Consider the following 17,613-nt stretch of genomic DNA (forward strand, 5'->3'; position numbering starts at 1 on the left):
GATATCGTCGGCGTCGAACGAGCAGTCGGACGGGATCGAGCAGGTGAACCAGGCGGTGGCGCAGATGGATGCGGTGGTGCAGCAGAATGCGGCGCTGGTGCAGGAGGCGGCGGCTGCGGCGGGTTCTTTGCAGGAGCAGGCTACGCGCCTGACCGAGGCGGTGGCGGTGTTCAAGATCAACGCCAGCGAAATCATCGACGTCGCCGCGCAGTCCCTGAAGGCGCCCGAGCCCACCATCGGCGAACTCCAGGCCGTAACGGCCTAGAAAGCCCCGGCGGGAGCTTTTTCAGCTTCCGCTTGCAAGCGCCTGCGTCAGGCGGCTCATGGCGGCGTAGCCCGAATCGAACAGCTCGCTCAGGAACGGCGAGGTCTGGGGCAGGATCACCATCAGCAGGATCAGTCCGGTGGTCAGGGTAATGGGAAAGCCCACGGCAAACACCGAAAGCTGCTGCGCCGTGCGGTTCAGGATACCCAGGGCCAGATTGATGGTCAGCAGGATGATGATCAGCGGCAGGGCCAGCAGCATGCCGCTGACCAGCACTTGCGAGCTCCATTCGAACAGCACGCTGAAGCCGTCGGTATTCATGGCGTGGACGCTGATGGGCAGAATCTCGAAAGTTCGCAGCACGCCGGCCAGCACCAGCAGGTGCCCGTTCAACACCAGAAACAGCAGGCTGGCCATGACGTTCATGAGGCGGGCCAGCACCGCCGTGTTGGCCCCCGTGGCCGGGTCGAAGAACGAGGCAAAGGAAAGGCCCATCTGCAGTCCGATGAATTCGCCCGCCGTCTGCACGGCGGCGAACACGATACGCATGGTCAGGCCCAGGGCGATGCCTATCAGGACCTGTTGCGCCGAGATCCACAAGCCTTCATACGAGCCCGGGGGAACTTGCGGCAAAGGGCCAAGGCTGGGTGCGATGGCTATGGTGACCAGCGCCGAGAAACCGATCTTGACCCGCAGCGGGACGGAAGAATCGCTGAGCACGGGCGCCGTTCCCACCAGGGAAAGAATGCGGAAGAACGGCCATAGGAATGCCGTGATCCAGCCATACAGTTGGTCAAGCTGAAACGAAACCATGAGTCGGTGTGCGCCTGGCGGCGCCTCAGGAAACCATGCCCGGAATCTGCGAGAACAGCAGGGTCATGTAGTCGACCATGGTGCTGATCAGCCATGGGCCCAGCAGAACCAGGGCGGCGCCCACGGCCAGCAGCTTCGGAATGAAGGACAGGGTCATTTCATTGATCTGCGTCGCGGCCTGGAAAATGCTGATGAACAAACCGACGGCCAATGTCACGAGGAGAATGGGGCCGGCCATGATCAGCGCCACTTTCATGGCGAGATAGGTCATGGACATGACGGTTTCGGAATTCATCGCGGCGCCTTATTGATAAAAACTTCGAGCCAGCGAACCCAGCAGCAGGTGCCAGCCGTCGGCCAGCACGAACAGCATGAGCTTGAACGGCAGGGATATGGTTACGGGCGGCACCATCATCATCCCAAGCGCCATCAGGACGCTGGCGATCACCAGGTCGATGATGAGGAAAGGAATGAAAATGGTGAAGCCGATCTGGAACGCGGTCTTGAGTTCACTGGTGACGAAAGCCGGCACCAGCACGCGTAGCGGCACTTCGTCGGGGCTTTGCAGTTCGCCGACGTTGGCCATGTTGGCGAACAGCGACAGGTCGGCCTGCCGCGTCTGGTGCAGCATGAAGGTATGCAGCGGTTTTATGCCGCGGTCCAGGGCCGTTTCGAACGAAATCGTGCCGGCGCTCAGGGGCTGGTAGGCCTGGCTGTATACCTGGTCGAACACCGGCGACATGGTGAACAAGGTCAGAAACAAGGCCAGCCCGATCAAGACCGAATTGGGCGGCGAGGCGCCGGTGCCCATGGCGTTGCGCAGCAGGCCCAGCACGATGATGATCCGGGTGAAGCCGGTCATCATGAGCAGGATGGCCGGCAGGAACGACATCGCGGTCAGCAGCAGCAGTGTCTGGATGCTTAGCGAATAGGTCTGGCTGCCGTTGGGGCCGGCCGTGGCGGTAATGGCCGGCAGGGCTGCCTGGGCCAGGCTGGCGCAGGGGTAGCACCAGCCCAGCAGGGCCAGGCCCGCCAGCAGCGCCATGATTTTCGGCGGCAGACGCAGGCTGGCGCGGCGGGCAATGAATGATGCGGTCATGATGAGAGCGGGCGCGGCCTAGCCGCCGCGCCGCGAGGCTACCCGCGCAAGCAGGCCGGAGAATGAGGGCTGGGGGGAGGTTTGGGGAATCGGCGCTTCGTCGGCTGAAGCGGAACGGGGCATGGTGTGCAGCAGGGAAACCTGGTTGCCCGTGACGCCCACGACCAGGCGGGCGTCTTCGACTTCGACAATGGAAACATAGGCGCGCGCTCCCAGGCTTTGCGTGCCAAGCAGACGAATGTTGCGGCCTTGATTGGCACGCAGCCAGCCGGACCGGCGCGCGGCCCAGGCTCCCGCCAGGATAATCGCCACGACCAGGAACAGGCTGGCGACAAGGCGCAGGGTGTCGGCTTGAGTCATGGCGCTGTCTAGCGTCGGCTGTTGAGGCGGCTGAGCCGGTCGGAGGGGGTGATGATGTCGGTCAGGCGAATGCCGTACTTGTCATCCACCACCACGACTTCGCCCTGCGCGATCAGGTAGCCGTTAACGAAGATATCCATGGGCTCGCCGGCCAGGCCGTCCAGTTCCACCACCGAGCCCTGGCCCAGTTGCAGAATATTTTTGATGGTCAGCCTGGTGCGGCCCAGCTCCACCGACAACTGCACGGGGATGTCCATGATCAGGTCGATGTCGCTGTCGCCGTCGGCCGCGCTGTCCACCAGGGGCTGGAACACCTGTTGGGCCGCGCTGGGGGGCGAATCGGGCGCGGGCGCCGTGGCGGCGGTCTGCTCGGCCAGGGCGCTGGCCCAGTCGTCCACATCCTGCTGCAAGCCGTCGGCCTGAGTGGTTTGCTTGGTTTGCGCCGATTGCTCGGACAGCGCAGCGGCCCAATCCGCGTCCGTGGTTTCCGGCGTGCTGCTGTCTTTGTCGGGGTCTTGGGTGGGATCAGTCATGTTGAGTCGCTTTGGTTGGTTCGGTTTCGTTATTCGCCAGCATTCTTTTCACGCGCAGCGCGTACCGTCCGTTGAAGGTGCCGTAGGAGCACTCCATGACGGGCACTTCTCCGACCCGGGCGGTAATGAGGGGCGAAATCTCGATGGGGAGTACGTCGTTGACCTGCATCTGGAGCAGGTCGGCAATGGTGGAGGAAATGGTTGCGAATTCGGCGACGAGCTCGACGTTGGCGCTGCGCACCTGGCGCGACAATTGATGCATCCAGCGCTGGTCGACCGCTTCCATGGTGTTTTCCTGCAGCGGGCGCGTAAGCAGGTCGCGCACGGGCTCGATCATGGAATAGGGCAGGCAGATGTTCAGATTGCCGCCCGAGGCGCCCAGTTCTATGTTGAACGAGGACACGACGACGATTTCGTTGCCGCTGGTGATGCTGGCGAACTTGGTGTGCATTTCGGAGCGCACATATTCGAACTCGACCGGGTACACGCTTTGCCATGCCGTGCCGTAGCTTTCCAGCGTAAGGTTGAGCAGGCGTCGGATGATGCGCTGCTCGGTGATGGTGAAGTCGCGCCCTTCCACGCGGGTGCTGTAGCGCCCGTGTCCGCCGAACAGGCTGTCGATGACCAGAAAGACCAGATTGGGGTCGAAGGTGAACAGCGAGACGCCGCGCAGCGGCTTCATGCTGACCATGTTCAGGTTGCTGGGCACGGGCAGGTTGCGCTCGAACTCCGAGTACTTCATGACCTTGATGGCCGAGACGGTGATGTCGGCGTTGCGGCGCATGAAGCTCAGCAATGTGGAGCGCAGCCGCCGCGCGAACCGCTCGTTGATGAGCTCGAGCGTCTGCATGCGATGGCGCACGACACGGTCGGGCGAACTCAGGTCGTAGGGGCGCACCCCATGCTGGTCGGGCGCTTCGGCGGCCTTGTCGTCGCTTTCGCCCGTTACGCCCGCCAGCAGCGCATCGACTTCATCCTGCGAGAGAAAGGTTGAATACGACATTTATTGGATCACAAAGGCGGTGAACAGCACGCTGGAAATGGATGGCGCGGTCAGCCTGGCATCGTACGGGGCCTGCAGCGCGTTGATCAGGTTCTGGGTAAGCTGGGCCCGGCCTTCGGGCGTCTGCAAGGCGGTCGAATTGAATTTGGCCAGTTCGGCCAGCACGCGGCTGCGCACTTCCGGCATATAGGTCTGGAGCTGCTGGCTGGATTCGTCGTTCAGCACGCGCAGGCTGATCTCCGTATACAGGATACGGCTGGATTGCGGCTCGTTCAAGGTAACGGTAAACGGCTCCAGCGGCAGGAAAATGGGTTTGGGGACGGGCGCGGGCTTTTCGGGGACCTGCGCGGTCTGGGCGCTTGCGAACAAGGGGCCGCCGAATTGCTTCAGCAAGATAAAGGTGCCCGCGATGCTGATGCCGATGACCAGGACGGCGAGCAACAATATTTTCAGGAATTTCGAGGACTTTTTAGGTGCTGTTGTAGCCATGGTTTCTGCGGAATCGGTTCGGTCGTTTCAGGTGCGGATAAGGGATGGAAGGCGTGATCAGGCGAAGGTATCGACAATGGCGTCGGGGTTCCGGAGCACGCGCGCGCCGGCGCGCGCGGCAGTGCTTTCGATGGCTGGCTCGCCGGCCCCGACAGCCGTGACGGCATGCTGCCTGCCGCCGGACTGAAACGATTGTTCGAATGGGGTTTGCTGCTGGCCTTGATCGTTGACGCTGGTCTGGCCCAGCGAAATGCCCGCCTGGGCCAGTTGCTGCTGCAATTGAGGCAGGGCGTTTTCAACGGCGTGGCGTACCGAGGCGTGCGCGGAAACGAATACCGCCTGGGCCACGTTGTCGTTGATGTTGATGGTGATGCGCAGCGGCCCGAGGTCGGGAGGGTCGAGGCGCAATTCGGCGGTTTGCGTCTGGTTGTGCGCGGTTTGGGCCAGAGTGACCACCTGGCGGCCGAAATCGGCGGGCCACTGGGGCTGTTGCAGAGGGGTGGAGATGGACAGACTGCCCGAGGACGCCGCCGCTCCGGTGGTTTGGATATGCACGGCGGCCTGGGCGGCGGTGCCTGCAGCGGCCAGGCCCGTCATGTCGCCTGTTGCGGCAACGGTTGTCGTGGCGGCAGGCGTATTGGTGCTTTGCGGCTGCGGTGCCGCGCTGCGTTGCGGTGTTGTGGCGGCGGCGCCTGCCTGGGCGGCGGCCATCGCCGAGGCGGCAGCCGCAGCCTGCGCGCGCTCGGATTGGGTCATGCCGCGCGCCGCGGGCGCGTTCGTGCCCGGCGTGGCTTTGCCGTCGGAGGTATTGGCGCCGCCGCTCGCCGGCTTGCCGTCGGGCTTGGCTTCGGGCTTGACATTGCTCAGGGCGGCCAGGGCGGAGCGCGCGGCATCCGTTACGGCATTGCCGGCGGCGGGCGACGATGCGTCCTTGGCGCTTGCGGCCATCGGGTCTTGTGCGTCGGTGGCGATATCGGTGCCCTTGCTGACGCCGCTGCCTGTTGCGGCGCCGGCTTCCAAAGCGGCCTGTGTCGTTGGGGCTTTGTCTGTGGCGGGCAGGAGCGTTGCACGATCCGTGCCGGGAGCCGCGGCAGTCGAGGCCTTGTCCGCCTTGGGCATGGCATGGGCGGCCAGGTTGAGCGCGATTTGCGGCAAAGAAAGACCTTGATCGCCGGCAAGCGTGGCCAGCTCGGCATCATCCGCGGCTTCCTTGCCTTTTTTTTCCGTGTCGTCGCTGCGATCCGTCTTGGGAGATGCGTGGCCGGTGTCGGACGCCGTGCCTTGGGCCTGTTGCCCTTGCTGCCCTTGTTGCTGTCCTTGCGCGGCATGCTGGCGGCCCAGTATCTGGGAAAAGCTGGCCGCACCTGTTTCGTTGTCGCTGGGCGACGTTCCTGTGCGGGCGGCGGAGGCCGGCGCTACAGGGTTGGGAAGCGCAGCGGCTATTGTCGGTGTGTTCATGCCAGATCCCAAGAATTAGTGTGTATTGCCCATGCGGCGAAAAAGAATGGCGGAAATTTCGTCGTTGCTGCGTTGTTCGTTGCGGTTGTCCAGAACCGCCTGCTGCCGTTTCTGCCTGGCTTGCAGGGTTTCGAACGAGCTGAGCCGGCGCTTTTCCGCATACCACTGCTTTTTGCCGTTTTCGATTTTCAGGTCGATTTGCGCCACAACCCTATTTTGCTGCGAAATGGCCTCGTCCAAAGTGGCGATAAACTGCCTAAAATTGTGATAGTTCGAGGCCGACATGCCGTCCAGCGTGGCTTTTTGCAGACGGTCGGCGTAATCCTGGCGGTAAACATGCAGGGTCGAAAGCTGTTCTTTGGCGCTATGCCGCTCGGTTGTCAGCAGTTGCAGCTTTTTAGCTGCCTCATCCGCGTCGTTCCGGGCAAGATCGATCAGGGTGTCCAACGGGTTCGGTTTAGCCATGGGCGGCCTCGGCTTCGGGTTGGCCATGGCCCAGCACGGCGGCCAGCTCGTTGGTGGCGCGGGTGAAATCCACGCGGCTTTCTATGGCCTGCTGCAAAAAGGCTTCCAGCCAGGGGTATTTTTCGATGGCTTCGTCGATTTTCGGGTCGTTGCCCTTGGTGTAGGCGCCCACGGCGATCAGGTCGCGGTTGCGCTGATAGCGCGACACCATCTTCTTGAATTGGTGCACCATGCTGAATTGCTCTTTCGGAACAATGGCCGACATGACGCGCGAAATCGAGGCCTCGATGTCGATGGCCGGATAATGCCCCGATTCGGCCAGGCTGCGCGACAGCACGATATGCCCGTCCAGGATGGCGCGGGCCGAATCGGCGATGGGATCCTGCTGGTCGTCGCCCTCGGTCAGAACCGTATAGAACGCGGTGATCGAGCCGGCGGGCTTGCCGTTGACCGGCGCGCCGTTGCCCGCGCGTTCGACCAGGGCCGGCAGCTTGGCGAAGACTGAGGGCGGGTAGCCCTTGGTGGCGGGCGGCTCGCCGATGGCCAGCGCGATTTCGCGTTGCGCCATGGCGTACCGGGTCAGCGAATCCATGATCAGCAGCACGTTCTTGCCCTGGTCGCGAAAGTGCTCGGCCAGGCGTGTGGCGTAGACGGCCGCCTGCAGACGCAGCAAGGGCGAGACGTCGGCGGGGGCGGCCACCACCACGGAACGCTTCAGGCCTTCGGCCCCCAGGTTGTGCTCGATGAATTCCTTGACTTCGCGGCCGCGTTCGCCAATAAGGCCCACCACGATGACGTCGGCCGCCGTGTAGCGCGCCATCATGCCCAGCAGCACGCTCTTGCCCACGCCCGATCCGGCGAACAGGCCCATGCGCTGCCCGCGCCCCACGGTAAGCAGGCCGTTGATGGCGCGCACCCCCACATCCAGCACGGAGTCGATGGGCGCGCGGGCCAGGGGGTTGATGGTCTCGGCGCCAAGCGGCGCCTGGGCCACATTGCGCAGCGGACCCAGTTCGTCCAGCGGCCGGCCGGCGCCGTCCAGCACCCGCCCCAGCAGCGCGTCGCCGACCGGCAGGTGGCGGCTTTTGATGGCGATGGGGTTTTCCGCGACATCGTACAACGGTACATCGATGGTGTGGCGCAGGCCCGCCTCGACGGGGACGACTCGCGCTCCGGGAGGCAGGCCGGAAATATCGCTTTGCGGCATCAGGTACAGCGTGTGGCCGTTGAATCCGACGACTTCGGCGTCCGCCCAGTAGTTCTGGCTGGGCGAAATCTCGATCCGGCATGCGGCGCCCACGGCCAGGCGCAGTCCGGTGGCTTCCAGAACCAGCCCGGTGGCCCGGGTTATGCGTCCGGTGGCGTGCCAGGATTCGGTGCTGGCAACCCGCCGCGAGCCTATGTTCAGCTGGGCTTGCCAGCGCTGCGCGGCGTCGGCCAGCCGGGTGCCGGCGGCGCTCATGGCTGGCTATCCCAAGCGCGGGGCAGGCCCAGCGTGGACGTGATGCGCTGCCAGCGTGTTTGCAGCGTGGCATCGATATTGCCCAGGGCGGTTTCCGCAATGCAGCCGCCGCGCGCCAGGGTCTCGTCGGCCACCAGGCGCCATTTTCCGGCGATGGGATCCTCAGCCAGGTGTTCGCGCACCAGTTGCAGGTCGTCCGGATGCACACGCAGGCGCAACAGGCTTTCCGAATTGCTTTCCATGTGCAGGATGTCGCGCACGGTATCCAGGATTTTTTCCGGATGCGCGTCGAGCGTGCTGCGGATCACCTGCCCGGCGATATTGATGGCCAGGTTGATCAAGGCCTGGCCGACTTCGTTTTCCATCGACAGAATGGACTCGGCGCAGGAGCGCGCCAGGGTGTTCAGTTGTTCGGCTTCCTTCCTGGCCAGATCCCAGCCTTCTTCGTGGCCGGCCTGGAATCCGGCCTTGCGGCCTTCCTCGCGGCCCATGGCATCGCCCGCGGCTTTTCCGGCGGCCAGGCCTTCCTTGTGACCCGCCGCATAGCCGGCCTTGTGGCCTTCTTCCTGGGCCTTGGCGCGAATCTCCCGCCCCAGTTGTTCCAGTTGGGTGATGACGTCGTCGGGCAGCGTGTTCTTGCGCGCCGCCTCGGCTTCGCGGGCGCGCTGCGCCTCGAAGTCGGACATCTCCCAGCGCCGCCAGCCTGTGCCGGCATACGGCTGCGGGTCGTAGGCGTGGCGGTCAGACATACTCGTCGTTTCCTAGGCTGCCCAATGTGAACTGCCCGGTTTCGGCCAGTCGGCGCGCTATCTGCAGAATCTTCTTCTGCTCTTCCTCGACGCGCGACATGCGCACCGGGCCCTGGGCCTCGATGTCCTCGCGCAGCATCTCGGCGGCGCGGTTGGACATGTTCTTGAGGAACTTCTCGCGCAGCTCTTCGGGCGAACCCTTCAGCGCTATCATCAGGGAGTCGGTATCGGTTTCCTTGAGGATGAGCTGGATGGCGAAGTCTTCGATCTCGACCAGGTTCTCGAAGACGAACATTTCGTCGACGATGCGCTGGGCCAGGTCGGAGTCCAGTTCGCGCAGGCTGGCGATGACGGCTTCCTCGTCGCTGGAATTCATGAAGTTCAGCAGTTCGGCCGCGGTGCGCACGCCGCCCATCTTGCTGCGCTTGGCGCCCTGGCCCGAAAGCATGTCGTTGAGCACGTCGGTCAGTTCGTGCAGCGCTGCGGGCTGCACGCCGCCGAACGTGGCGATGCGCAGCATGACGTCGTTGCGCAGGCGCTCGTTCAGCAGCGCCAGCACGCCCGATGCCCGGTCGCGTTCCAGGTGCACCAGGATGGTGGCAATGATTTGAGGGTGTTCGTCGGCGATCAGTTCGGCCACGCTGTTGGGATCCAGCCAGTTCAGCGCGTCGATGCCGTTGGCGCCGTCGCCGGCTTCCAGGATGTCTTCGATGAGGCCGGCGGCGCGGTCGTTGCCCAGGGCCTTGTTCAGGACGGCGCGTATGTATTCGTCCGACCCGACCGTAACCGCCATGAACTGGTCGGCTTCCTGGCGGAAGACTTCGAGGACGTTGTCCACGTCCTGGCGCGTGATCTGCTTGAGGTTGGCCATGGCCGCGCCCACTTGCTGGACTTCCACGGCGGACAGGTACTTGAATACTTCGGCGGCGGCGTCTTCGCCCAGCGACATCATCAGGATGGCGCAGCTTTCGATGTTGGGGGTCTTACTTGCCATGTTTTTCCATCCAGGAGCGCAGTACCATCGCTACGGCGCGTGGATCTTTTTCTGCAAGGTCGCGGGCGACGCTCAGGTTGTCTTCGTATCGGCTGATTTCCGAGGCGCGCTTAGCGGCGGCGGCGGCCGCAGCGGCCGCGGCGGCTTCGGCGTCCCTGAGGCCGGCCGTGGCCGCCAGCTTGGCGGCGCTGGCCTGGCTGACGCTGCGCATCAACGGCTTGACGATCTTGATCCACACAATATACAGGGCAATGATGATGAACAGGTATTGCGCTAATTGCATGGCGATGGCCTGGTACTCGGGGTCTTTCCACACAGGGGGGTTGACCGCCGAATTGTCGCTGAACGGGCTGTTGACGACCGTTACCGTGTCTCCGCGCTCGGCGGAATAACCCATGGCGTCCTTGACCAGGCCCTGGAGCTTGGCCAGTTCTTCCTCGGGCAGCGGCACGAACTTGCCGTCGCCGCTGGGCATGTAGTTCACCACCACGGCAACCGACAGGCGGCGCAGCTTGCCCATGGGGTCCTTGACATGATTGATGGTGCGGTCGACTTCGTAATTGATGGTGGCGTTATGCTGGCTGCTGGTTGGCCCCGTGTTCTGCGTTGCGCCGGCATTGCCCGAGCTTTGCGTCGTTTGGGCGGGAGGCGTTGCCGCCGGCGCTTGCCGGGTGTTGGCGGCGCCGGGCCTGCCGGCGGTGCGCGCGGGCGCGGTGACGATGGGGGCCGTGGCGTTGGCCGGCGGCTGGTTCGTCAGGGCTCCCGGAATGCCTTCCGGCGGCTGGGTGCGCGATTGCTCGGACGAGCTGGTCTGTTCGCTGCGCACGGCGGCCTCGCCGGGCTTCTGATTGGGGCGATAGGTTTCCGAGGTTTGCTCGCGCTGCGAGAAATCGACGTCGGCGCTGGCCTGGGCGCGGACATTGCCCGGCCCCACCAGGGGCGTAAGCAGAGTCAGGATGCGCTGCACGGTGCGCTGTTCGACGTCGTTGATATAGCTGCGCTGCGTGCCGTCCACACCGGCTTCGCCCGAGGGCGAAGTAAGCAGGCGGCCGTTCTGGTCGATGATAGACACATTGTCGGCAGACAGGTTGGGCACGCTGGAAGAGACCAGCCAGGTAATGGCCGAAACCTGCCCTGCGCTGAGCGTGCGGCCTCCCTGCAGGGTAAGCAGCACCGAGGCGGTCGGGGCCTGGCGGTCCCGCACGAAAAGGGATTCGCGCGGAATGGCCAGGTGGACGCGGGCCGACTTGACGGCGTGCACGGCTTGAATCGTGCTGGCCAGTTCGCCTTCGAGCGCGCGCTGGTAGGTAACCTGTTCGGTGAACTGGCTGGCGCCGAAGCGGGTGTTGTCCATCAGTTCGAAGCCGACTCCGCTGCCGCGCGGCAGGCCCTGGCCGGCCAGTTGCAGGCGCACTTCGTGGACGCGATCCTTGGGAACCAGGATGGCCGAGCCCGATTCCGAAAGCTTGTAGGGCACGTTCATCTGGGTAAGCGCCGCCACGATGGTGCCGCCGTCGCGATCTTCGAGATTCGAAAACAGCACCCCGTAGTCCGGTGAACGGCTCCAGAGCGCCAGCACGATGACGATGGCTGCCAGCGCCGCGCCGGCGCCGATAAGCACAGGCTTGGGCAGGCTGCTTAGTTTGGATAGCGCGGGAAAGCGGGCCAGTAACGCTTCCTGCTGGCTCATTGACGGCCTCTTGCAGCGCTGGGGCGGGATTGAAGCGACGGCCGGAGGCGGTTGGTGAACAGGTTATGCATGCGACAGGGTAGGGTGACGGTATTTTTGTAGTTTGGATTATTGCGTGAATGGCGGAGGCGACAAGGGTTGAAAAGCGATGTTTTTGGGGCTCTGTTATCGGGAATGGATAATCGCGGGCCGGTTCGCTGGTGGCGGGGAGGGATGGCCGCAGGCCCGGCGATGATGGAAGCTTCAAGTATCCGGAGCCGGGCGACTCCTTGACAAGGGGTGACAGGCCCTAATGCCCGAACAAGCCGGCTTTTTGGCGTTTGATGGCCTGCTTGCGTGCATGCCATATTGGCTACAGTACGATCTGACCGGAAACGAGAACAATGGCTATTTCACATCTATCCAGCATTGAAAACGTGCTCGCGCAAATGCGGGCTGTGGCTCAGGCGGCCTCGTCGCCGTCGCTGCGCGTCGACGAGGCGCCGTCCTCGCAGGGCGGGTTCGCCGCCGAGCTGCAGCGTTCCCTGCAGCGCGTCTCCGCCACCCAGAACGCCGCCACGAACCAGGCCAAGGCGTTTGAGCTTGGCGCGCCGGGCGTCGCCCTGAACGACGTCATGATCGACATGCAAAAGGCGAACATCGCCTTCCAGGCCACCGTGCAGGTGCGCAACCGCCTTGTGGCGGCCTATCAGGAAATCGCCAGCATGCCGGTTTAGGGCTTTGCCGGCGCCTTTGCCGGTTGACCCGCTTCCAGCTTGTACAGCCAGGCCAGCAATTCCGCGATGGCAACGTACAGCTGCGGCGGAATGTGCTGGTCCAGATCCACCTGCATGAGCAGCCCGACAAGCTCGGGGGATTCGTGCACATACAAGCCGTTTTCCCTGGCTGTCCGGATAATGGTTTCGGCCAGCGACCCGTATCCCTTGGCCACTACTCGCGGCGCCGCATCGCTCTTGTCGTAGGCGATGGCGACGGCGCTGGGGCGCCCGGCATTGGCGTTTTGCGTGGCGCTCATGATGGAGTTCCCACCGGCTGTTGCGTGGCCTCCCCGCCGGCGTCGCCGCCGTCCGGCGCGCTGGCGTGGATGGACAGGGAATTGACGAGCAGTCCCGAGGCCAGCAATTGGGATTTCAGCGCATCCTGGCTTTCCCCCAGCATGCCCGCGGAATCGGGCGCGACCAGTTGCATGACCAGTTGCTGGCCGCTTAGATGGATACGCGCCTGCACTTCGCCCAGGTTGGGCAGGTTCAGGGTAAGACGGGTCGCCCATTGATCGAGCGCATCCCCGCTTTCCTGTCCGGCGGTGTGGCCGTCGCGCTGTATTTCCCATTGCATGGGCGCGTTTGGCCAGGCTTCGCCGCGCCAGGCTATGGTTTGGTTGGCCAGGACTTCCAACTGCTGCCGTACCAGCAGGTGCGTATCGGGATGCAGCCCGGCCAGCGCGCTGCTTTGAGCTTGGGCTTGAGCGGGGGCGTTCTGGGCGCTCGAAGTGTTCGAGTTGTTCGAGGCGTTCTGGCTTTGTGCGGCGGCTTCGGCAGGGGCGCGGGACGCGGCGCCGCCCGAATCCGCTGTTGGCGCAGGTGCCGTCGCGGGGCTGGATGCCGTGCTGTGCTGGCCAAGATGGGCCTGCGGCTCTTGATGCAGGCTGGCCATGTCCTGCCTGCCGAAAGCGGCATTGGCCAGGTGCGATTCGTAGAACAGGCCGCTGCCTTGCAGGGCCTGCGTGAGCGCCTGGGTGAATTGGGCGGCTGAGAAGAGCGCGCGCGCGCCGCCCGCGGATGCAGAAGCACCTGCGGGAACCATGCCCGAAGCGTCCGCAGCACCGCTTCGCTGCGCCGGCTGGCCCGCCGCGGAGGCGCGTCCGGCTTCACCGGAAACGGGAGCCGACCCCGCCCGATTCGCAGCCGTGGCCGAGCTGGCCTGGTTGTTTGCGCCGCCTGCCGGGTTAGCCGGGTTGCCGGCCGCGCCTTGTGCCGCACGGCCCGCCGCGCCGGCCTGTTCTTGTCCGGGCTGGGGCGCGGCGCCGAGCAGGGGCGATTTGCCGGCCAGGGCGGGCGCCTTGTCGGGATAGCTCATGAGCAAGGCCAGTATGGCCTTGGCGGCGGTTCCCAATGTCGTGGGCGCCGACGGCGTGGAGGAGGTGGCGGGTTGATTGCGTGAGGCAAGCAGCTCCTGCTGCGCGTCGAGCTTGGTCTTGTCGACCGTCTGGCGCAACTGCCTTTCGGTTTGTTCCAATGTCTTGTCGACGCCGCTGCGGGAATCGCGCAGCGTATTGTTTTGTGCCGGGTCGGAGCTTAGCGGCTGCCCAGGCTGGCTGACGGCATCCGGCCTGGCGCCGGAGGCAAGATTGGTCTGCTGCGCCAGGGTCGTGCCAAGCACGGCGTCCAGCCGCTGTACCAGCAGGGTCCCCAGGGCGGAGGGGCCGCTGATGCTCATCGCTCAGTTCGGGCGGGAGCGCAGTAGGTTTCCAGAACGGCCTGGTGGCGCCTCATGTTGCCAAGCAGGGCGCCGAGGCGGGCCAGTTCGGGCGTGGCAAGATCGCGGATGCGGGCGTCGTCGTCCAGGATTTTGGTGAGCAGGGATTTGCGGGCGTCCCTGTCGCTTTGATCCAGCGGAGCGAGCGTTCGCAATTGCTCGACCGCATCGTGGTAAAGCTTGCCCAGTGCGATAACGCCATCCCAGTCGCAGGACTGGGCATGCTGCAGCATTTTCCCGGACAGGTCGGCGATGATTTCGTATTGAAGCAGGATGGAAGCGGAAGAGGTCGTCATAAGGTTGTTGCCGCGCTGTGGCTGCCCGGCCAGGCCGGGTGGATGTATAACTGTACCGGCGTTGCGGCCGGGGCTGGGCATGCGTTGCCGGTTGTCAGAGCGACGACGCTTCGGAGCGGCTTGGGTCCACGGATGTCCGCCACGCATCGCCGATTTCGGTCAGGAGACGATCGGCCAGGTTCAGCTTGGCGAGATCGGCATTAAGGTTGGCCAGCAGCAGATTGCGGATGACCAGTTCGTAGGTCGCGGTCAGGTTGATGGCCAATTCGCCGCCCGCCTCCATGTCGATGCTGGCTTTCAGGCCAGAGTCGACGATGTCGATGGCTTTCGAGATCGCCATGCCGCGGCCTTCGGTATTGCCGTTTTCCATATAGAGCCGGGCCTTGGCAATGGCCGCCTGGGCGCCGTCGAACAGCAAGGTGATGAGCTGTTCGGGGCTGGCGCTGAACACCTTGGTTTCCAGGCCTATGCTGGCATAGGCCTGGGCCGAACGCGACCGGCGCGCGCCTTGGGGTAGGGAGTAGGTCATTTGCTGCTGCTGTTATTGGCCAGCGCCGCCAACTGGGTAGTCAGATAGCTGCTGATGTTGTTCATTTGGGCGACAGTGCTGTCCAGGGCGGTGAACTGGGCCGTGTACATCGCCATTTTGGTGTCGATACGGTCGGATGTGGCGTTGTACTGCTTTTGCAGGTCGTTGATGGTGTCGTTGGCGCCGTCGGTTGCCGCGGCAATGTAGCCGTTGGTACTGAGGTAGCTGTCTGCCACCGTGGCCAGCTTCGACGCCACGCTGTTGTCGCCCGTGAACAAACCTTGAACATCGGGAAGGTGATCTTTCAGGGCCGCCGCGAGCTTGTCGCTATCGACGCTGAGCACGCCTGTGGTCGGGTTCGAAGTAATGCCTAGTTGGGACAGCGTGCGCACCGAGCCCGAGGGCAGTGCGACATTCAGGACGTCGCGGAACTGGGTTTGCACGCGTCGCGCCAGCGAATCGCCCGTCAGGGCGCTGCTTTTTTGCGTATCGACATCGTAGGATGTGAGCGACTTGATGGTGCTTTGCAGGTTGTTGTAGGCTGTGACGAAGGCATTGATGGCCTTGGTGGCGGCCGAGTCATCGCGCGAAACCGTCAATGTGTTGGTGGTCCCTGCGTCGGCCTGGGTCAGCGAAAGCGTAATGCCGTCGATGGCGTCGTCGATCGTGTTGCTTTGAGCCGTGATCTCGATGCCGTTGATCTTGATGGAGGCGTTGGTGGCCGCCGTTTCGGCAATATTGGCACTGGGGTTGGCCTGATCGAAGCCGATGATGTCGTTCAAGGTGTCGTTGCCGGCAACCGAGATGGACTTGACGGCGGCGTCGGTGCCGGTTTCCGAGCTGCTCAGGAGCAGGCGGTACGGGGTTCCGGAGCCATCGTTGACAATGGTGGCCTGCACACCCAGGGAAGAATCGGCATTGATGGCGCTGACCAGGCCGTCGAGTGAAGTGCTCTTGCCGGTCAGGTCCAGGGTTTTTTCGGTGCCGTCGCCCAGCGTAATGGTGATGACGCCGCCGGTGCCGTTGGCATCGGTGCGGCTGGCCTGTCCGTTGGTGACCAGGGTCTGGCTCGTAGCCAGGGCTTCGACGGTGATGGAGTATTTGCCCGCAATGGCGCTGGTCGACGCGGTGGCGGTCAGGCCGCTGCCGCTGACGCTGGTTTTTAGCGCCCCGAAGGTTTCAGCATCCGTCAGGGCTTCACCCGCGGTTTGCAGGGCGGCAATGCCGCTTTTTATCTGGCCATAGGCCGAAAGGCGGTTTTGCGCCGTTACCTGTTGGGCCTGGATCGCCACCAGCGCGTTGTTCTCGTTGTTGCGCAAATTGGTGAGAAGATCGTCCAGAGGCAGGCCAGAACCTACGCCGATTGAAGAAACGCTTGCCATATTAAATAAATCTCCCGATGACTGCATTGTCGCGTAATCGATATGGGTTCAATGCGTGCGACAACCATGCTAAACCCAGTTATTTTGTTCATTTGCCGTGCCGCCGAGGTGCTCAGGACGGCTTCCGGACTGTTCGGCTCCCCGGGTTTTACGCCTGGGTGCTTATGGCTTTTCCCTGCAATTGCACGATCATCTTGGCCACCCGGATGACGGCATCGCTGGGCACGGTGCGCAGCACTTCGCCCGTTGCGTTGTCGACGATGGACACCACCACGCGCTGCGCTTCCGGGTCGAGGTTGAAACGCATGCCCGTCGACCAGGCCTGCATGCTGTTGTTCAATTCTTCCAGGGCCTTGTCCAGCGGCAATTGGATGCTGTCCGACGAGGATTGCTGTTGCTTGTCTTGGGATATTCGAGCATCCAGCGTTTCGCCCGCCGCCGTGACCTGCTGCGCCGGTTCGGGGAATATGACGGGTCTTTCGATATCCGCCGGCAACGGGTTGATCGGAACGGATGCGGCGGATGCAATCGGGTTGACCATTGAAATCCCTCCTGTGGGTCCGGTATCCAACTATTACTTTCAGCGCCTTAACGGTACTTTTGCGTGAAACTTTAGGGGGGCGGACGTTTCAATCAGGCGAATAACCGACGAATTTCGGGACAGCTTCAGCCAATCCCAAGGCGGAAACCGGCGAGAATAGAGGCTCTGTTCATTTCCGTATTTTGTTTAATTTACGCATGCCGACTTCCGAAGACCAAATGGTCGGGCAATACGCTCCGATGGTTCGCCGTCTGGCCTTGCAGCTTATTTCCAGATTGCCGGCCAGCGTCGAGCTCGACGATCTGTTGCAAGCGGGCATGATGGGTCTGCTGGATGCCGTCAGGCGCTATCAGCAGACGCCCGACGCCCAGTTCGAGACCTACGCCGTCATGCGTATCCGCGGCGCCATGCTGGACGAATTGCGTTCCCAGGACTGGCTGCCGCGCAGTGTGCGCAGCAAGATCAAGACCATCGAGCAGGCCATGCATCAGTTGAGCCATCGGCTCATGCGTCCGGCCACCGAGTCCGAAATCGCAGAGGCAATGCATATGTCCTTGCCCGAATACCAGGAGCTGCTGGAAGAGGCGCGGGGCGTGCAGGTCATCCATTACGAGGACCTGTCCCGCAACCAGGGCGATTTCAGCGATGGCCTGGATCATCCGCAACTGCAGTCCGAGGCGGCGGGAGAATGGTGCAATCCCTTGAACATGCTGATGTCGGACGGCCTGCGCCGTGCTCTCGTCGAGGCCATCGGCAATCTGCCCGAGCGCGAGCAGCTTTTGCTGTCGCTGCAGTTCGAGCAGGATCTGAACCAAAAAGAGATCGGCGCTGTCATGGGCATCACCGAAGGACGTGTGTCGCAACTGCGTTCGCAGGCGGTGGCCCGCATTCGTACCGCGCTGGCGCGCAATTTCTGGGATGAAAGCCCGGGCGAGCAGGCGCTTCAGGGGTTGCTGTAATCCGGAGCCCCGCGGCGGCGCTGCCTTATAATGCAGAATTGCCGTCCTAGA

The 17,613-nt window shown here is 63.5% G+C and carries 21 protein-coding genes and 1 pseudogene; 3 read left to right on the forward strand and 19 right to left on the reverse strand.

The window, feature by feature from the left end:
• Positions 1-265: pseudogene (locus VNT00_RS00540) on the forward strand (methyl-accepting chemotaxis protein); the annotation flags it as partial.
• Between the two features lie 21 nt (positions 266-286).
• On the opposite strand, the gene fliR reads toward VNT00_RS00540, so the two are convergent.
• Genes fliR through fliF form a run of 13 tightly spaced genes read right to left on the reverse strand, consistent with a single transcriptional unit; the run spans position 287 to position 11,380 of the window.
• On the reverse strand, positions 287-1,078 hold the full coding sequence (gene fliR, locus VNT00_RS00545; RefSeq protein WP_325583414.1) for a flagellar biosynthetic protein FliR: 792 nt from the start codon (positions 1,076-1,078) through the stop codon (positions 287-289).
• Between the two features lie 25 nt (positions 1,079-1,103).
• Positions 1,104-1,373: a flagellar biosynthesis protein FliQ gene (fliQ, locus tag VNT00_RS00550; RefSeq protein WP_325583416.1), complete on the reverse strand. Its 270-nt coding sequence runs from the start codon at positions 1,371-1,373 to the stop codon at positions 1,104-1,106.
• Positions 1,374-1,382: 9 nt separating this feature from the next.
• Positions 1,383-2,177 carry a flagellar type III secretion system pore protein FliP gene (gene fliP / locus VNT00_RS00555; protein ID WP_414650858.1) on the reverse strand — a complete coding sequence of 265 codons (795 nt, stop codon included), beginning with the start codon at positions 2,175-2,177 and terminating at the stop codon, positions 1,383-1,385.
• An 18-nt stretch (positions 2,178-2,195) separates the two neighbouring features.
• A complete protein-coding gene (gene fliO, locus VNT00_RS00560) occupies positions 2,196-2,537 on the reverse strand; it encodes a flagellar biosynthetic protein FliO (protein ID WP_325583418.1) in 342 nt (113 codons plus the stop codon).
• A gap of 8 nt (positions 2,538-2,545) precedes the next feature.
• Positions 2,546-3,070: a flagellar motor switch protein FliN gene (gene fliN / locus VNT00_RS00565; protein ID WP_325583420.1), complete on the reverse strand. Its 525-nt coding sequence runs from the start codon at positions 3,068-3,070 to the stop codon at positions 2,546-2,548.
• Positions 3,063-4,073, reverse strand: coding sequence for a flagellar motor switch protein FliM (fliM, locus tag VNT00_RS00570; protein WP_325583421.1), 1,011 nt, complete (start codon positions 4,071-4,073; stop codon positions 3,063-3,065). Before fliM ends, fliN begins: the two co-directional genes overlap by 8 nt.
• Positions 4,074-4,562, reverse strand: a complete 489-nt coding sequence (locus VNT00_RS00575; protein WP_325583423.1) for a flagellar basal body-associated FliL family protein — start codon at positions 4,560-4,562, stop codon at positions 4,074-4,076.
• A gap of 57 nt (positions 4,563-4,619) precedes the next feature.
• Positions 4,620-6,020 (reverse strand): flagellar hook-length control protein FliK, encoded by a 1,401-nt coding sequence (locus VNT00_RS00580; RefSeq protein WP_325583425.1) that lies wholly within the window; start codon positions 6,018-6,020, stop codon positions 4,620-4,622.
• A gap of 15 nt (positions 6,021-6,035) precedes the next feature.
• Entirely contained in the window at positions 6,036-6,485 is a 450-nt protein-coding gene (gene fliJ / locus VNT00_RS00585) for a flagellar export protein FliJ (RefSeq protein ID WP_325583427.1), read from the reverse strand.
• Positions 6,478-7,947, reverse strand: coding sequence for a flagellar protein export ATPase FliI (fliI, locus tag VNT00_RS00590; RefSeq protein WP_325583429.1), 1,470 nt, complete (start codon positions 7,945-7,947; stop codon positions 6,478-6,480). The genes fliJ and fliI overlap by 8 nt, the downstream gene beginning before the upstream one ends.
• Positions 7,944-8,696, reverse strand: coding sequence for a flagellar assembly protein FliH (gene fliH, locus VNT00_RS00595; RefSeq protein ID WP_325583431.1), 753 nt, complete (start codon positions 8,694-8,696; stop codon positions 7,944-7,946). The genes fliI and fliH overlap by 4 nt, the downstream gene beginning before the upstream one ends.
• Positions 8,689-9,690 carry a flagellar motor switch protein FliG gene (gene fliG, locus VNT00_RS00600; protein ID WP_325583433.1) on the reverse strand — a complete coding sequence of 334 codons (1,002 nt, stop codon included), beginning with the start codon at positions 9,688-9,690 and terminating at the stop codon, positions 8,689-8,691. Before fliG ends, fliH begins: the two co-directional genes overlap by 8 nt.
• The gene (fliF, locus tag VNT00_RS00605) at positions 9,680-11,380 is read right to left on the reverse strand and encodes a flagellar basal-body MS-ring/collar protein FliF (protein ID WP_325583435.1); all 1,701 of its coding nucleotides are present in this window, start codon (positions 11,378-11,380) and stop codon (positions 9,680-9,682) included. The genes fliG and fliF overlap by 11 nt, the downstream gene beginning before the upstream one ends.
• Positions 11,381-11,763: 383 nt before the next feature.
• Here fliF and fliE point away from each other — a divergent pair, with 383 nt between their 5' ends.
• A complete protein-coding gene (gene fliE, locus VNT00_RS00610) occupies positions 11,764-12,096 on the forward strand; it encodes a flagellar hook-basal body complex protein FliE (protein WP_325583437.1) in 333 nt (110 codons plus the stop codon).
• Here the strand turns inward: fliE and VNT00_RS00615 are convergent.
• The 6 genes from VNT00_RS00615 to VNT00_RS00640 all read right to left on the reverse strand — a co-directional run bounded on the left by VNT00_RS00615 (position 12,093) and on the right by VNT00_RS00640 (position 16,603).
• Positions 12,093-12,395, reverse strand: coding sequence for an EscU/YscU/HrcU family type III secretion system export apparatus switch protein (locus VNT00_RS00615; protein WP_325583439.1), 303 nt, complete (start codon positions 12,393-12,395; stop codon positions 12,093-12,095). The two genes, fliE and VNT00_RS00615, sit on opposite strands and share 4 nt — an antisense overlap.
• Positions 12,392-13,816: a flagellar hook-length control protein FliK gene (fliK, locus tag VNT00_RS00620; RefSeq protein ID WP_325583441.1), complete on the reverse strand. Its 1,425-nt coding sequence runs from the start codon at positions 13,814-13,816 to the stop codon at positions 12,392-12,394. Before fliK ends, VNT00_RS00615 begins: the two co-directional genes overlap by 4 nt.
• Positions 13,813-14,151, reverse strand: coding sequence for a flagellar protein FliT (locus VNT00_RS00625; protein WP_325583443.1), 339 nt, complete (start codon positions 14,149-14,151; stop codon positions 13,813-13,815). The genes fliK and VNT00_RS00625 overlap by 4 nt, the downstream gene beginning before the upstream one ends.
• A gap of 94 nt (positions 14,152-14,245) precedes the next feature.
• Positions 14,246-14,680: a flagellar export chaperone FliS gene (fliS, locus tag VNT00_RS00630; RefSeq protein WP_325583445.1), complete on the reverse strand. Its 435-nt coding sequence runs from the start codon at positions 14,678-14,680 to the stop codon at positions 14,246-14,248.
• Positions 14,677-16,062, reverse strand: coding sequence for a flagellar filament capping protein FliD (gene fliD / locus VNT00_RS00635; RefSeq protein WP_325583447.1), 1,386 nt, complete (start codon positions 16,060-16,062; stop codon positions 14,677-14,679). Before fliD ends, fliS begins: the two co-directional genes overlap by 4 nt.
• A 148-nt stretch (positions 16,063-16,210) precedes the next feature.
• Positions 16,211-16,603, reverse strand: a complete 393-nt coding sequence (locus VNT00_RS00640) for a flagellar protein FlaG (RefSeq protein ID WP_325583449.1) — start codon at positions 16,601-16,603, stop codon at positions 16,211-16,213.
• A gap of 197 nt (positions 16,604-16,800) precedes the next feature.
• Between VNT00_RS00640 and VNT00_RS00645 the strand changes: the two genes are divergently transcribed.
• Positions 16,801-17,562 carry an RNA polymerase sigma factor FliA gene (locus VNT00_RS00645; RefSeq protein ID WP_325583451.1) on the forward strand — a complete coding sequence of 254 codons (762 nt, stop codon included), beginning with the start codon at positions 16,801-16,803 and terminating at the stop codon, positions 17,560-17,562.
• Positions 17,563-17,613: the final 51 nt, after the last annotated feature.

This window comes from Eoetvoesiella sp. (assembly GCF_035555955.1).
Classification (GTDB): Bacteria; Pseudomonadota; Gammaproteobacteria; order Burkholderiales; family Burkholderiaceae_B; genus Eoetvoesia.